This window comes from Dietzia sp. CW19 (genome assembly GCF_014145265.1).
Classification (GTDB): domain Bacteria; phylum Actinomycetota; class Actinomycetes; order Mycobacteriales; family Mycobacteriaceae; genus Dietzia; species Dietzia natronolimnaea.
In genome coordinates this window covers 1-15,004 of sequence record NZ_JAALEE010000367.1, presented here as the reverse complement: position 1 = coordinate 15,004, position 15,004 = coordinate 1, and the positions used below count along the sequence as shown (strand labels likewise).

The 15,004-nt window shown below is 68.9% G+C and carries 17 protein-coding genes and 1 pseudogene; 17 read left to right on the top strand and 1 reads right to left on the bottom strand.

From position 1 onward, the window contains the following. The 17 genes from rho to G6021_RS17355 all read left to right on the top strand — a co-directional run. Positions 1-1,515 (top strand): transcription termination factor Rho (gene rho / locus G6021_RS11350; protein WP_187700655.1); only part of this gene is annotated, 1,515 nt, incomplete at its 5' end. Continuing rightward, complete coding sequence (gene prfA / locus G6021_RS11345; protein ID WP_182610722.1) at positions 1,512-2,597, top strand: peptide chain release factor 1; 1,086 nt, start codon at positions 1,512-1,514, stop codon at positions 2,595-2,597. The genes rho and prfA, both read left to right, overlap by 4 nt. 3 nt (positions 2,598-2,600) lie before the next feature. After that, positions 2,601-3,551 (top strand): HemK/PrmC family methyltransferase, encoded by a 951-nt coding sequence (locus G6021_RS11340; protein WP_347237937.1) that lies wholly within the window; start codon positions 2,601-2,603, stop codon positions 3,549-3,551. Next, positions 3,548-4,201: an L-threonylcarbamoyladenylate synthase gene (locus G6021_RS11335; protein WP_179525557.1), complete on the top strand. Its 654-nt coding sequence runs from the start codon at positions 3,548-3,550 to the stop codon at positions 4,199-4,201. The genes G6021_RS11340 and G6021_RS11335 overlap by 4 nt, the downstream gene beginning before the upstream one ends. A 15-nt stretch (positions 4,202-4,216) precedes the next feature. Beyond that, positions 4,217-5,377 (top strand): MraY family glycosyltransferase, encoded by a 1,161-nt coding sequence (locus G6021_RS11330; protein WP_179525556.1) that lies wholly within the window; start codon positions 4,217-4,219, stop codon positions 5,375-5,377. A gap of 10 nt (positions 5,378-5,387) precedes the next feature. After that, positions 5,388-5,834, top strand: a complete 447-nt coding sequence (locus tag G6021_RS11325; protein WP_179525555.1) for a hypothetical protein — start codon at positions 5,388-5,390, stop codon at positions 5,832-5,834. A 268-nt stretch (positions 5,835-6,102) separates the two neighbouring features. Beyond that, the gene (atpB, locus tag G6021_RS11320; protein ID WP_241730641.1) at positions 6,103-6,828 is read left to right on the top strand and encodes a F0F1 ATP synthase subunit A; all 726 of its coding nucleotides are present in this window, start codon (positions 6,103-6,105) and stop codon (positions 6,826-6,828) included. A 100-nt stretch (positions 6,829-6,928) separates the two neighbouring features. Next, positions 6,929-7,168, top strand: coding sequence for an ATP synthase F0 subunit C (locus tag G6021_RS11315; protein WP_182609679.1), 240 nt, complete (start codon positions 6,929-6,931; stop codon positions 7,166-7,168). 31 nt (positions 7,169-7,199) lie between these two features. Next, positions 7,200-7,775 carry a F0F1 ATP synthase subunit B gene (locus G6021_RS11310; protein ID WP_182609678.1) on the top strand — a complete coding sequence of 192 codons (576 nt, stop codon included), beginning with the start codon at positions 7,200-7,202 and terminating at the stop codon, positions 7,773-7,775. Positions 7,776-7,789: 14 nt separating this feature from the next. Further along, on the top strand, positions 7,790-8,608 hold the full coding sequence (locus G6021_RS11305) for a F0F1 ATP synthase subunit delta (RefSeq protein WP_182609677.1): 819 nt from the start codon (positions 7,790-7,792) through the stop codon (positions 8,606-8,608). A gap of 105 nt (positions 8,609-8,713) precedes the next feature. Then, positions 8,714-10,354: a F0F1 ATP synthase subunit alpha gene (gene atpA, locus G6021_RS11300; protein ID WP_179525552.1), complete on the top strand. Its 1,641-nt coding sequence runs from the start codon at positions 8,714-8,716 to the stop codon at positions 10,352-10,354. A 54-nt stretch (positions 10,355-10,408) separates the two neighbouring features. Then, positions 10,409-11,395 (top strand): F0F1 ATP synthase subunit gamma, encoded by a 987-nt coding sequence (locus tag G6021_RS11295; RefSeq protein WP_182609676.1) that lies wholly within the window; start codon positions 10,409-10,411, stop codon positions 11,393-11,395. A 3-nt stretch (positions 11,396-11,398) separates the two neighbouring features. Continuing rightward, positions 11,399-12,847: a F0F1 ATP synthase subunit beta gene (gene atpD, locus G6021_RS11290; RefSeq protein WP_107747342.1), complete on the top strand. Its 1,449-nt coding sequence runs from the start codon at positions 11,399-11,401 to the stop codon at positions 12,845-12,847. A 9-nt stretch (positions 12,848-12,856) separates the two neighbouring features. Next, a complete protein-coding gene (locus G6021_RS11285; protein ID WP_179525551.1) occupies positions 12,857-13,228 on the top strand; it encodes a F0F1 ATP synthase subunit epsilon in 372 nt (123 codons plus the stop codon). A 59-nt stretch (positions 13,229-13,287) separates the two neighbouring features. Continuing rightward, positions 13,288-13,737 carry a DUF2550 family protein gene (locus G6021_RS11280; protein WP_182609675.1) on the top strand — a complete coding sequence of 150 codons (450 nt, stop codon included), beginning with the start codon at positions 13,288-13,290 and terminating at the stop codon, positions 13,735-13,737. 54 nt (positions 13,738-13,791) lie between these two features. Then, entirely contained in the window at positions 13,792-14,472 is a 681-nt protein-coding gene (gene nucS / locus G6021_RS11275; protein ID WP_182609674.1) for an endonuclease NucS, read from the top strand. A 13-nt stretch (positions 14,473-14,485) separates the two neighbouring features. After that, complete coding sequence (locus G6021_RS17355) at positions 14,486-14,788, top strand: ATP/GTP-binding protein (protein WP_259843874.1); 303 nt, start codon at positions 14,486-14,488, stop codon at positions 14,786-14,788. On the opposite strand, the pseudogene G6021_RS11270 reads toward G6021_RS17355, so the two are convergent. Next, positions 14,769-15,004: pseudogene (locus tag G6021_RS11270) on the bottom strand (hypothetical protein); the annotation flags it as partial. The gene G6021_RS17355 and the pseudogene G6021_RS11270 sit on opposite strands and share 20 nt — an antisense overlap.

Sequence of the window (15,004 nt, the reverse complement as noted above, 5' to 3'; positions counted from 1 at the left end):
CGCGATCAGCAGGGCCAGCAGAACCGTGACCAGCAGGGTCGTGACCAGCAGAGCCAGCAGAACCGCGACCAGCAGGGCGGGCGCGGCCGCGGTCGCGACCAGCAGGGCGGGGACCCGGGGAACCAACGCACCCAGGGCAACCAGGGCAACCAGGGCGGGGACAACGGCCCGCGCGGCGACGGTCAGAACCGTGATGACGACGACGGGAGCGGCCGCGGTCGTCGAAGCCGTCGCCGGCGTGAGCGCAACCGCGGTGGTGGCGGTGGCCGTCCGTCGGAGGGCGAGACCGAGGTGCGGGACGACGACGTCCTCCAGCCGGTCGCCGGGATCCTCGACGTGTTGGACAACTACGCGTTCGTCCGCACCTCCGGTTACCTCGCGGGTTCGAACGACGTCTACGTCTCGATGAACATGATCCGCAAGCACGGCCTGCGTCGTGGCGACGCGATCACCGGCGCGGTCAAGATGCCGCGGGACGGCCAGAGCGACACCCAGAACGACGGGCCCGGCGGCGGGCAGGGTGGCGGTCGTGGCGGCAATCAGGGTGGCAAGAACCGGGCGAAGTTCAACCCGCTGGTCAGGATCGACTCGGTCAACGGAGGGCCCCTCGAGGATGCCCGCAACCGTCCGGAGTTCGGCAAGCTCACGCCGCTCTACCCCAACCAGCGTCTGCGCCTCGAGACAGAGAAGAACATCCTCTCTACCCGCGTGATCGACCTGATCATGCCCATCGGCAAGGGGCAGCGAGCGCTGATCGTCTCCCCGCCCAAGGCGGGCAAGACCACGATCCTGCAGAACATCGCCAACTCGATCGCGGTCAACAACCCCGAATGCCACCTCATGGTCGTGCTCGTCGACGAGCGACCGGAGGAGGTGACCGACATGCAGAGGTCGGTCAAGGGTGAGGTCATCGCCTCGACCTTCGACCGTCCGCCGTCGGATCACACCCAGGTCGCCGAACTCGCGATCGAGCGGGCCAAGCGGCTGGTGGAGATGGGGCAGGACGTCGTGGTCCTCCTCGACTCGATCACCCGGCTGGGCCGCGCCTACAACAACTCGTCGCCCGCGTCGGGGCGCATCCTGTCCGGTGGTGTCGACTCCACGGCGCTCTATCCGCCCAAGCGGTTCCTGGGGGCGGCGCGCAACATCGAGAACGGTGGGTCCCTGACCATCATCTCCACGGCGATGGTCGAGACCGGGTCCGCCGGCGACACGGTGATCTTCGAGGAGTTCAAGGGCACCGGCAACGCCGAGCTCAAACTGGACCGGCGCATCGCCGAGCGGCGCGTGTTCCCGGCGGTCGACGTGGGCCCCTCGGGCACGCGCAAGGAAGAGCTTCTGATGACGCCCGAGGAGGCCGGTGTCATGCACAAGCTGCGGCGCGTGCTGTCGGGCCTCGACTCGCACCAGGCCATCGACCTCCTGATGTCGCAACTGCGCAAGACCAACACCAACTACGAGTTCCTGTTGCAGGTGGCCAAGACGACCCCGACACTGCCGCAGGACGAGGAGTGACAGAGGCCCCGGGACGATCGCCGTCCTCGGTCGACGACGTCCTCTCCGAGTACGGGGGCCTCGAGGCGCAGCTGTCGGACCCGGCGCTCCACGAGGACCCGGTGGCCGCGCGCAGGGTGGGCAAGCGATTCGCCGAGCTGACCCCCGTGGTGCAGTGCTACCGCGCGCTGGAGTCGACCCGGGGCGATCTGTCCGCCGCGCGTGAACTGGCCGGTGACGACTCGTCGTTCGCCGAGGAGGCCGAGCGGTTGGCGACCGAGGCCACGCGCCTGGAGTCGCGCCTGGCCGACCTGTTGGCACCGCGGGACCCCCATGACGCGGACGACGTGCTCATGGAGATCAAGTCCGGCGAGGGAGGGGAGGAGTCGGCCCTGTTCGCGGCGGACCTGGCCCGCATGTACACGCGGTACGCCGAGAAGCACGGGTGGGTCGTCGAGGTCCTCGGGGTGACCGAGTCCGACCTGGGCGGCTACAAGGACGCCTCGTTCTCCATCCGGTCCCGGCACCCCTCCCGCGAGGGCGTGTGGTCGCGACTGAAGTTCGAGGGCGGGGTGCACCGCGTCCAGCGGGTACCGGTCACCGAGTCGCAGGGCCGGGTCCACACGTCGGCCGCCGGCGTGCTGGTGTTCCCGGAGCCCGAGGACGTGGGGCCGGTCGAGATCGACGAGTCGGATCTGCGGATCGACGTCTACCGCTCGTCCGGCAAGGGCGGGCAGGGTGTCAACACCACCGACTCGGCGGTGCGGATCACGCACCTGCCCACCGGAACTGTCGTCACGTGTCAGAACGAACGCAGTCAGCTGCAGAACAAGCAGCGCGCACTCGAGGTCCTCGCCGCCCGGCTCCAGGCGGCGGCCGAGGAGGCCGCGAGCGCCGAGGCCTCCGAGGGCAGGTCCACCCAGGTCCGTACCGTCGACCGGTCGGAGCGGATCCGCACCTACAACTTCCCGGAGAACCGCATCGCGGATCACCGGGTCGGGTTCAAGGCGCACAATCTCGACGCCGTGCTCGACGGTGACCTCGACGCGGTCCTGGACGCCCTGGCCGCCGAGGACCGTCGCAGACGTATGGAAGACGCGTAGGCCGTGGACCCCCGCCCCGTGCCGGCGACCGGGGTCGTGAGGTCGGCGGCGCGCGAGCTACAGGCGGCCGGCATCGACTCCGCACTCGTGGAGGCGCAGTTGATCTGCGCACACGTCCTGGGTGTCGGACGCTCCGCGCTCCCACTTGTCGAGGGGGTGGGCGCGGCCGGGGTCGCCGAGGTCGGACGGATAGTCGCCGCCCGCACCCGCGACCGGACCCCGCTCCAGTACCTGCTCGGCCGGGCCGTGTCGGGGCGACTCGACCTCGCGGTGGGCCCGGGGGTCTTCATCCCCAGGCCGGAGACGGAACTGCTCGTCGAGGACACGCTGTCCGCCCTCCGGCCTCCGGGCGTCGGACCGGGCCCGGTCGTCGTGGACCTCTGCGCCGGTAGCGGCACGCTGGCCCTCGAGATCGCCCACGCCAGGCCCGACGCGCAGGTCCACGCAGTCGAACTTCACGAGAGCGCGCTCGGGTGGCTCCGGCGCAACGCCGCCGAGCGGGTTGCGGCGGGGGACACCCCGGTGGTGGTCCACGCGGGTGACGCCACGGACCCCGACGTCCTGGCGGGCCTGTCGGGCAGGGTCGACGCGGTGGTGTCCAACCCGCCGTACATCCCACGGTCCGACGAGCTCCCGGTGGACGTGCTCGGGCACGAGCCGTCGACCGCACTGTTCGGGGGAGATGACGGCCTCGCCGTCATCACGCCGCTCGTCGGCGTCGCGGCCGGCCTCCTGGTGCCGGGTGGGCACCTGGCGGTGGAGCACGACGACACGACCGGCGCCGAGGTCGCGGCGGTGGTCTGGGCACAGGGATGCTTCGGTACCGTGGAGCAGCACACCGACCTCGCCGGACGCCCGCGCTTCGTCACCGCGACGAGACTCGACCGTCCAGGCGGCGATCATCACGACGACGACGAGGTCGACCCGAGAGCCCGGAAGGGGATCACCCGGTGACCATCACCTACGACTGCACCGAGGACACCGGTCGGGAGGTCGGCCTCAGTTCCGCGGCCGGCGCACTACGTGCCGGTCGGCTCGTCGTGACCCCCACGGACACGCTCTACGGCATCGCCGCCGACGCCTTCGACCCGGACGCCGTCACCCTCCTGCTCTCGGCCAAGCGTCGCGGCCCGGACATGCCCGTCCCCGTCCTGGTGGGATCCTGGGAGACCATCGACGGCCTGGTCGTGAGTACTTCGGCGACCGCGCGCGACCTCATCCGCGCCTTCTGGCCCGGAGGTCTGAGCCTGATCGTGCACCAGGCGCCGTCACTGAACTGGAATCTCGGGCACACCCAGGGCACCGTGATGCTCCGGATGCCGCTGCACCCGGTCGCGATAGAGCTCCTGCGGGAGGTCGGCCCCCTCGCCGTCTCCAGCGCCAACGTCTCAGGTCAACCCCCGGCCACGACGGTCGCGCAGGCGCGTGACCAACTCGGCGACTCGGTCGCGGTCTACCTGGACGGCGGCCCCTGCGCGGTGGGGGAGCCCTCGACGATCGTCGACCTCACCGGACCCGCCCCCCGGATCGTCCGGGAGGGGGCCGTGAGCGCGGAGCGTGTCGGGGAGGTCCTGGGGACCGACCCCGCGGCCCTGCGTGGCTGACCGGGTGGTCTGACCGTGGGAATAGGGGTGCCGTTCCGCGAGCTCCTGCTCATCGCGGTGACGGCCGGCCTGGTCACCTTCGTCGTCACGGGTCTGGTCAGGGGAGTGGCGCCGGCGATCGGGGGCCTGGCCTATCCCCGCGACCGGGACGTGCACGTCGTGCCGACGCCCCGCCTCGGCGGGGTCGGCATCTTCACCGGGATGCTGGTCGCGGTCTACCTGGCCGCGCAGCTCCCGGCTCTCAACCGGGCGTTCCCGCCGTTCGCCCCGGACGTGGAGGCGACGATCATCGCGGGCGGGGTGATCGTGCTGGTGGGGATCGTCGACGACATCCTCGGTCTCGGAGCGGTGACCAAGCTCGCCGGTCAGGCGGCAGCGGCCGGCGTCCTGGTGGCCATGGGCGTCTCGTGGACGTTGGTGTACATCCCGTTCGGGGACGGCAACATCCTCGTCCTGGACCAACTCCAGGCGGGGTTGCTCACGGTGGTCTTCACCCTGACGATCGTCAACGCGATGAACTTCGTCGACGGCCTGGACGGCCTCGCCGCCGGGCTCGGCGCCATCGCGGCCATGGCGATCTGTGTGTTCTCCGTCGGGATCATGCTCGACCAGGGCGGCACCGTCGGGGCGTACCCCCCGGCACTCGTCACCGCGGTCCTGGCCGGGGCGTTGCTGGGTTTCCTGCCCCACAACTTCCAACCCGCCCGGATCTTCATGGGCGATTCGGGTTCGATGCTGATCGGCCTCGTCCTCGCCGCGGCCTCCACCAGCGCGTCCGGGAAGATCTCACAGAGCCTGTACGGGCCGCAGGAGATGATCGTCCTGCTCTCGCCGATGATCGTGGTCGCGGCCGCCATGTTCGTTCCGATGCTCGACCTCGTCCTGGCGGTGATCCGCCGGGTCGGCGCCGGCCGCAGTCCGTTCGCCCCCGACAAGATGCACCTGCATCACCGCCTGCTCGACCTCGGTCACTCCCATCGGCGGGTCGCTCTGGTCATCTACGCATGGGTCTCCCTCATCGCGTTCGGTGCGGTCGGGGCGACGATGCTCCCCACCGAGGTGATCGTCCCGCTCGCGGCCGCCGGACTCATCGCGGTCCTCGCCGCCACCCTGGTCCCGCGCCTGAGGAGTTCGAGGGGTGAGCGCGACACGAACGGGCCGATCGGTCCCCGCTAGGCTGCTCGCCATGACGGACATCCCCGCGACACCCGCGCAGCCCGCCGAAAGCCCACACACAGCCGGCCTCCGCAAGGCGGTGCGGCTCGGCGCGGTGGCGCTCGTCGTGCTCACCGTGATCAGCGCGGCGGCATGGACCGCCGTCGACGGGACCCCCGGGCTGTGGGGTGCGCTGATGGGCGCCGCGGTGGGCGGCGCGTTCGTGCTCACCACTGCGATCGTGGTCATCGCCACGGCCCACTCGGCGCCCCAGACGACCGCGGCCGTCGTCCTGGGGACCTGGCTGGTCAAACTCCTCGCCGCCATGGGGGTCGTGGCGGCGCTCTCCCGATTCGACTTCTACTCGCGGCCCGCCTTCGCCGTGACCGTCATCGCCGCTCTGATCGTGGTCCTGGCGGGGGAGACGTGGGCGGTCCTCAAGACCCGGGCTCCGTACGTGGAACCCGATGCCGGCTGACGGGTCCCCCTGTGACACCGGCCCGAGACCAGGGTGTTATCCTCATCTGCGGTGAGACGAGCACGTCACCGGGCTGCACCACGGCCCGAGGCGGTCGCGCGGAATCCCAACTCGGCCGCGAACACCGGGCCACTCGTACCGAACGCGCTCGGGCGTACGTCGCCCAACACGACCAGGGGAGAACACACTGAGTACCACGCTTCTGGCCTTCAAGGGCGAGTTTCACCCCCCGAACATTGACTACGAGTTCTTCCCTGCCGATCAGTGGCTGACCGGATTCGCCGGTGACGCGTTCGTGCTGGACCGGCTCATGATCATCCGTCTGCTCATGACCGTGGTCCTCCTGGGCTTCTTCATGCTCGCCATGCGGAACCCCAGGTTGGTCCCCCGCGGGGTCCAGAACTTCGCCGAGATCTGCCTGGACTTCGTCCGGGTCCATATCGCGGAGGAGATCCTGGGGAAGGAGCAGGGACGCCGTTTCCTGCCGATCATCGCGACGATCTTCTTCGCGGTGTTCGCGATGAACCTGCCCACGATCATCCCGGGACTCAACATCTCGCCGAACGCCAGGATCGGCTTCCCGCTGATGCTCGCGCTGCTGGGCTACCTGACCTTCATCTACGCCGGTTCCAAGAGATACGGGTTCGCGAAGTTCATCAAGGCGAGCGTGGTGATCCCGGGGCTTCCTCCGGCTCTGCACATTCTGGTCGTCCCGATCGAATTGGTGTCGACGTTCATCCTCCGCCCGGCCACGCTGACCATCCGTCTCATGGCCAACATGTTGGCGGGGCACCTGATCATCGTCCTGCTGTTCAGCGCCACGAACTTCTTCTTCTGGCAGTTCAACGGCTGGACGCTGCTGGCGGTGGGCACCTCGCTGCTGTCGGTCGCCTTCACGCTGTTCAAGCTGTTGGTGCTGTTCCTCCAGGCGTACATCTTCGCGCTGCTGGTCTCGGTGTACATCGACCTCGCGCTCCACGCGGAGAGCCACTAGAACCCGGGCCGTCAGGCCTGACACGACCACCCGTCAACCCGACAATTCACGTCCGACCGGAGCGGGAAAGCCCGCGCCGGCCATCTGAAAGGGAAACCCCATGGACATCGTCACTCTCGCCCAGGCCACCGAGTCGACCGTGAGGGGCTACGGCGCGATCGGCTACGGCCTCGCCGCCATCGGCCCCGGTATCGGCATCGGCATCCTCGTCGGCAAGACCGTCGAGGGAATGGCACGTCAGCCCGAGATGGCCGGCACCCTCCGTACCACGATGTTCCTCGGCATCGCCTTCACCGAGGCGCTCGCCCTGATCGGTATCGTCGCCGGCTTCCTGTTCTGATCGACGACCACCGACCTCGTAGGGACGCACCATGAACAACGTCATCGCCATCTTGGCGGCCGAGGGTGGAGAATCACTCCCCCTGGAGGACAGCCCCAACCCGCTGATTCCTCCGCTGTATGACATCGTCTGGTCGCTCATCCCGCTCGCAGTCATCCTGTGGCTCTTCTGGAAGTTCATCCTCCCGAAGTTCCAGCAGGTTCTCGACGAGCGTTCCGAGCGCATCGAAGGCGGTCTGCGTCGTGCCGAGCAGACCCAGGCCGAGGCGAAGGAGGAGCTGGCCAAGTACAAGGCCCAGCTCGCCGAGGCGCGCAGCGAAGCGGCCAAGATCCGCGACGACGCGCGTGCCCAGGGTCAGCAGATCCTCGCGGACATGAAGTCCGAGGCGCAGGCGGAGAGCGACCGCATCGTCGCCGCGGGCAACCAGCAGCTCGCCGCGCAGCGCCAGCAGATCATCGCGGAGCTCCGCAGTGACCTGGGTCGTCAGTCCGTGGATCTCGCGGAGCGGCTCATGGGTGAGCAGCTGTCGGATCCGGTCCGGCGTTCGGGCACCATCGATCGCTTTCTGGCAGACCTCGACCGGGTCCCCGGCGCGGGCAAGAACTAAGGGAAGTGGAGCCGATGCACGCAGCGAGTCGCGAAGCGCTCGACCAGACCCGGGACGAACTGGAGCAGACCCTGGCGGCGAACCCGTCCGGGGGAGCGACCGGCGCGAAGGTGGGCCAGGAACTCTTCGAGGTCGTGCGCGTCCTCGAGGACAACCGCGCCCTCCGGGTGTCCGTGGCCGACACCGCGGCCCCGGTGGAGGCCCGACAGGACCTGGTCCGTGGGGTGTTCGGGTGGAAGGTCGACCAGACCACCCTCGATCTGCTCCTCGCTGCGGTGTCCCGTGACTGGTCCAACCCGCGTGAGTTGCGGGAAGGCCTGATCCGGCTCGGCCGGGAGGCGCTCCTGCGTTCGGCGGACCAGCAGGGCCAGCTCCAGGCCGTCGAGGACGAGCTGTTCAGGCTCGGCCGCATTGTCGCCGGGGATCCGCAGTTAGAGCAGCTCCTCGCTGACCGGACCGCGGAGGCGGGAGCCAAGCGGGGGCTTCTCGCGGAGGTCCTGTACGGCAAGGTCACCGCGGTGACCGAGGCTCTCGCCTCGCAGGCGGTGGACCGCCCGTCCGGCATGCCCGCGGACGACATCATGGAGATCTCGACCCAGGCCGCGGAGCTGCGCGGGCGCTCCGTGGCGGTGGTGACCAGCGCCGAGCCGTTGACCAAGCAGCAGTCGGATGAGCTCCGGGCTCGCCTGGCCACGCTGTACGGGCGGGAGATCGCCATCCACAACGACGTCGATCAGGCACTTCTGGGCGGCGTTGTCGTCCGCGTCGGCGACGAGATCATCGACGGTAGCGTGGCAGGACGGCTCGACGCGATGCGTCGTTCCCTCCGCTGACCGGCCGGTCCGGCACAAGACGAGCTGCGACTCGGCCGTGTTCCAGCGGTGGCGGCTCAGGTACACACCCATAAAGCACATCCCGACTTTGAGAGCAGGAATGACATGGCGGAGTTGACGATCTCCTCCGAAGAGATCCGCAGCGCGATTGCGAATTACACCTCGACCGTTTCGACCGACGCGACGAAGGAGGAGGTCGGCGTCGTCGTCGACACCGGTGACGGCATCGCGCACATCAGCGGACTCCCTTCGGCGATGGCCAACGAGCTGCTGGAGTTCCCCGGCGGGATCCTCGGAGTCGCACTGAACCTCGAGGACCGCGAGATCGGTGCGGTCATCCTCGGTAACTTCGACGAGATCGCCCAGGGTCAGGAGGTGCGCCGCACCGGGAACGTCCTCTCCGTCCCCGTCGGCGACGGCTTCCTCGGCCGCGTCGTCAACCCGCTCGGCAAGCCCATCGACGGCCTCGGCGACATCGAGTCGGCCGGTACCCGCGCCCTCGAGCTGCAGGCACCGTCCGTGCTCGAGCGTCAGCCCGTCGAGGAGCCGATGCAGACCGGCATCAAGGCCATCGACGCCATGACGCCGATCGGCCGCGGCCAGCGCCAGCTGATCATCGGTGACCGCAAGACCGGCAAGACCGCGGTCTGCATCGACGCCATCCTCAACCAGAAGGCCAACTGGGAGTCCGGCGACAAGAGCAAGCAGCTCCGGTGCATCTACGTCGCCATCGGGCAGAAGGGCTCCACCATCGCGGGCGTCAAGGCGACGCTCGAGGAGCACGGCGCGATGGAGTACACCACCATCGTGGCGGCCCCGGCCTCCGACTCGGCCGGCTTCAAGTGGCTCGCGCCGTTCACCGGCTCGGCCATCGGTCAGCACTGGATGTACGAGGGCGCCCACGTCCTGGTCGTGTTCGACGACCTGTCCAAGCAGGCCGACGCCTACCGTGCGATCTCGCTGCTGCTGCGCCGCCCGCCGGGTCGTGAGGCCTACCCGGGTGACGTCTTCTACCTGCACTCCCGGCTGCTCGAGCGCTGTGCCAAGCTCTCCGACGAGATGGGCGGCGGCTCCCTGACCGGCCTGCCGATCATCGAGACCAAGGCCAACGACGTCTCGGCGTTCATCCCGACCAACGTCATCTCCATCACCGACGGCCAGGTGTTCCTCGAGTCCGATCTGTTCAACCGCGGTGTGCGCCCGGCGGTCAACGTCGGTATCTCCGTTTCGCGAGTCGGCGGCGCCGCCCAGACCAAGGGCATGAAGAAGGTCTCCGGTTCGCTGCGTCTCGATCTGGCCGCGTACCGCGACCTCGAGTCCTTCGCGACCTTCGCCTCCGACCTGGACGCGGCGTCCAAGGCCCAGCTCGAGCGCGGGCAGCGTCTGGTGGAGATCCTCAAGCAGGACCAGAACTCGCCGGTCGCCGTGGAGGACCAGATCGTCTCGATCTACCTCGCCGGCGAGGGCTTCTACGACACCGTGCCCGTCGAGGACGTCCGTCGGTTCGAGGGCGAGCTGCTCGAGAGCCTGCGGCACTCCGCTGCCGACGTCTACAGCCAGATCGACGGCGGGGCGGCGCTCTCCGACGAGTCCAAGGCGACGCTCGAGGCCAAGACCAACGAGTTCAAGGAGGGCTTCGTCGCCTCCGACGGTTCGCGGGTGGTCAACGAGCCCGAGGCCGAGGCGCTCTCGGAGGACGAGATCGACCGTGAGACGCTGACGGTCACCAAGAAGAAGAAGGCCTGAGGCCTGCGATGACAGCCATCCGAGTCAAGGCCGAGAGGAGAGTGATCTGACGCAATGGCGAACATGCGTGAACTGCGCGACCGGATCAAGTCGGTCAATTCGACCAAGAAGATCACCAAGGCCCAGGAGCTGATCGCCACCTCGCAGATCTCCAAGGCCCAGGCGAGGGTCGCGGCGGCCCAGCCGTTCGCCGATCAGATCACCGCCATCCTGACCGACCTCGCCAGTGCGTCGTCGGTCCAGCACCGGATGCTCAACGAGCCGGAGGACGCCAGGCGTTCCGCCGTGCTCGTGGTGACCTCGGACCGCGGGATGTGTGGTGGCTACAACCACAACGTCCTCAAGGAGGCCGCCGAGCTCATCGCGTTCCTCGAGGACGCCGGCCGCGAGGTCGACATCTACGTGCTGGGCAACAAGGGCATCGTGTACTACACGTTCCGCGAGGTGGAACTCGCCGGTTCGTGGCAGGGACACTCCCAGAAGCCCGACTACCAGGAGGCCCGTCCGGCCTTCCAGCTCCTGTCCGCCGCCTTCGCGGCCGGCGGCGCGGAGACGTTCGACGCGACGGAGTTCCTCGGGAGCGACTATCCCGGGGACACCACCCGCAAGGGCGTCGACGAGGTCCACATCGTCTACACCCAGTTCAAGTCGATGCTCACGCAGACCCCGCGTGCGCGGCGACTGGCCCCGATCGAGACCCGCGTCGAGATCGAGGAGCTGGATCTGGGCGAGGACTACATGGATTCGCCGGAGACGGAGTTCAAGCCGGAGGTCACCTTCGAGCCCGATGCGGACACTCTGCTCGACAACCTCCTCCCGAGGTACATGTCGACGAGGGCGTTCGCGTCACTGCTCGAGTCGGCGGCGTCGGAGTCGGCGGCTCGCCGCACGGCAATGAAGTCGGCGACGGACAACGCGACCGAACTGGTGGAAGGCCTGAGCCGCGAGGCCAACCAGGCCCGCCAGGCACAGATCACCCAGGAAATCAGCGAGATTGTCGGTGGCGCTGGTGCGCTCGCCGCTAGCGCAGGAAGTGACTAAGCAATGACCACAGCTGTTACCGATCAGAGCACGACGGGCACGGCCGGTCTCACCGGTCGGGTCGCCCGCGTCCTGGGTGCGGTCGTCGACGTGGAATTCCCGCGTGGCGCCCTCCCGGCCCTCTTCAACGCACTCACCACCGAGATCACACTCGAGGCCGTCGCCAAGACGGTCACCTTCGAGGTCGCCCAGCATCTCGGCGACAACATGGTGCGCTGCATCTCCATGCAGTCCACCGACGGACTCGTCCGCGGCGCGGAGGTCGTCGACTCGGGCAAGCCGATCTCGGTGCCCGTCGGCGACGTCGTCAAGGGCCACGTCTTCAACGCCCTCGGCGACTGCCTCGACGCCCCCGGCACCGGCCGGGACGGCGAGCAGTGGGGTATCCACCGCGAGCCGCCCGCCTTCGACCAGCTCGAGGGCAAGACCGAGATCCTCGAGACCGGTGTGAAGGTCATCGACCTCCTCACCCCGTATGTCAAGGGTGGCAAGATCGGCCTCTTCGGTGGTGCCGGTGTCGGCAAGACCGTGCTGATCCAGGAGATGATCACCCGTATCGCCCGCGAGTTCTCCGGTACGTCGGTGTTCGCCGGCGTCGGCGAGCGCACCCGCGAGGGCACGGACCTGTTCCTCGAGATGGAGGAGATGGGCGTCCTCCAGGACACGGCCCTGGTGTTCGGCCAGATGGACGAGCCGCCGGGGACGCGTATGCGCGTCGCGCTCTCGGCTCTGACCATGGCCGAGTACTTCCGTGACGTGCAGGGCCAGGACGTCCTGCTGTTCGTGGACAATATCTTCCGCTTCACGCAGGCGGGTTCCGAGGTCTCGACCCTTCTCGGTCGCATGCCGTCCGCCGTCGGTTACCAGCCGACCCTCGCGGACGAGATGGGCATGCTGCAGGAGCGGATCACCTCGACGCGGGGTCGATCCATCACCTCGCTCCAGGCGATCTACGTCCCCGCCGACGACTACACCGACCCGGCGCCGGCCACCACGTTCGCGCACCTCGACGCCACCACGGAGCTGTCCCGCTCGATCGCGTCGAAGGGCATCTACCCCGCGGTGGACCCGCTCACCTCGACCTCCCGGATTCTCGAGCCGGGCATCGTCGGGGAGGAGCACTACCGGGTGGCGCAGCAGGTCATCCAGATCCTGCAGAAGTACAAGGAGCTGCAGGACATCATCGCCATCCTCGGTATGGACGAGCTCTCCGAGGAGGACAAGGTCACCGTTCAGCGTGCCCGTCGCCTCGAGCGCTTCCTCGGCCAGAACTTCCTGGTCGCCGAGAAGTTCACCGGCCAGGTCGGCTCGGTCGTCCCGCTGTCGGACACCATCGAGGCCTTCGACAAGCTGTGCAAGGGCGAGCTGGACCACCTCCCGGAGCAGGCGTTCAACGGTATCGGCGGTCTGGACGACGTCGAGGCGGCCGCCAAGAAGCTCTCGGGGAAGTGACCGCTGACCATGGCTGACATCGAGGTCGAGTTCGTCACGGTCGAGCGTCGTTTCTGGTCCGGTACCGCCACCATGGTGGTCGCCAAGACCACCGAGGGCGAGATCGGAATCCAGTCCGGGCACGAGCCGTTGCTCGGCGAGCTGGACGCCGGTGGCACCGTGACGGTCTACACGGACGAGGGCAAGAAGGTCGCCGCGGTGCAGGGCGGGTTCCTCTCCGTGACGGCGAACAAGGTCAGCATCCTCGGCGAGACCGCGGAGTGGTCGGAGTCCATCGACCGCGGCGAGGCCGAGCGCGCGCTGTCCGAGGCAGGCGACGACCAGGCGGCTGCCGCAGCCGCACGCGGTCGGCTCCGCGCGGTCGAGAAGGCCGGCGCCTAGCAGTACGGAACGGTCCGCCCGTGACCTGACGGCCGCGGCCACCGGAAGGGGTTGAGCAGATGGCGATCACCGGGATCATTCTCGGTGTCGTCGTGCTGCTCGTCCTCGCCCCGGTGGTCGCGGCCGTCGTCTATCGACTGGTGGTCGTGCGCAGGGACTCCACCTCGGTCCTGGTCAAACGGGACGGGGGAGACGCGTGGCGTCACGGAGCCGTCCGCTACTCCGACACCGACCTGGCGTTCTACCGGTTGTTGAGCGTGAGGTTCGGGGCTGACGTCCGTCTCGACCGCAGAAGCCTCGAGTTGGGGCCCCGCCGTCAGCCGACGGGGCACGAACTCGACGTCGCCGAGTCGGGGGAGCTCATCGTGTCCTTCTCCGGCCACGATCGCAGGGGTGGGATCAGGGAGGGCGAGATCTGCGTGGGGCCCGCCGAGCTGACCGCACTGCTGGCGTGGGTGGAGGCCTGCTCGACCGATCAGGTCCGCTCTCCGGCCCGCCGTCGGCGCTGACAGCCCTACAGGGCCCTGAGGGCCGTCCGGCACATCCCGATTCCAGGAGGAACCGTGCGTCTCGTCGTCGCCACCTGTCAGGTCGACTACGTCGGCCGTCTGACGGCCCACCTGCCCATGGCACCCAGGCTGCTGCTGGTCAAGGCGGACGGGTCCGTCAGCGTGCACGCCGACGACCGCGCGTACAAGCCGCTCAACTGGATGACGCCACCCTGTTCGTTGGTCGAGCAGGAGCACCCGGATGACCCCGGACACCAACTCTGGGTTGTCGAGAACAAGGCCGGCGAACAGCTCCGGATCACGCTCTCCGAGGTCCACCACGACTCCCGGCACGAGCTCGGTGTGGACCCCGGGCTGGTGAAGGACGGTGTCGAGGCTCATCTCCAGGAGTTGCTGGCCGAACACATCGAGACCCTGGGGCCGGGATACAGCCTGGTCCGCCGCGAGTACATGACCGCGATCGGTCCGGTCGACATCCTGGGGCGGGACGCCGACGGCGTCACCGTGGCGGTCGAGATCAAGCGTCGAGGCGAGATCGACGGCGTGGAGCAACTCACGCGGTATCTGGAACTGCTCAATCGCGACCCGCTGTTGTCTCCGGTCAGCGGGGTGTTCGCCGCCCAGGTGATCAAGCCGCAGGCCCGGACCCTCGCCGAGGACCGCGGCATCCGGTGCGTGACCCTCGACTACGACTCTCTCCGTGGGATCGAGTCGACGGACCTGCGGCTGTTCTGAGGGCGGGGACCGGGTGCCGAGACGTCACAGACGCGCGGGGACGGGCCGTCCGGCGCCCCGGCGGGAGGGGCCGGGTGGCGGTGCGCTCGAATCCGGCCCGTCGGGTGACCCGGATGACTACCACGTCCGGCGCGTCCCCGGATCGCGCGCCGGTAAGGACTACCGTTGCCCGGGATGCGACCAGGTGGTCCCCGCCGGGACCCCACACGTGGTGGCGTGGCCGGACAGGCCGGGGGGCGACGACGAGCGCCGCCACTGGCACAGCGGATGCTGGTCCGGGAGGGGCAGCCGGGGTCTCACCCGTCGGTGGAGCTGAGCCGTGGGTCGACGAGCCCCGGGTCGGCGGGCATGACCGCATCGTCGTCCGGGCGGCCGGGAATGGGCTCCAGCCTGGCACGGATCGCCGCCAGATCGGCCAGGACGCGCTCTCGGACCGACCGCAGTTCCTCGGTGTGTCGACGCGCCGTCGAGACCAGCGATGCAGCCTCGGCCGCGGCGCGGTCGACCGTCTCGCGGGCCTCGTCCTCGGCCT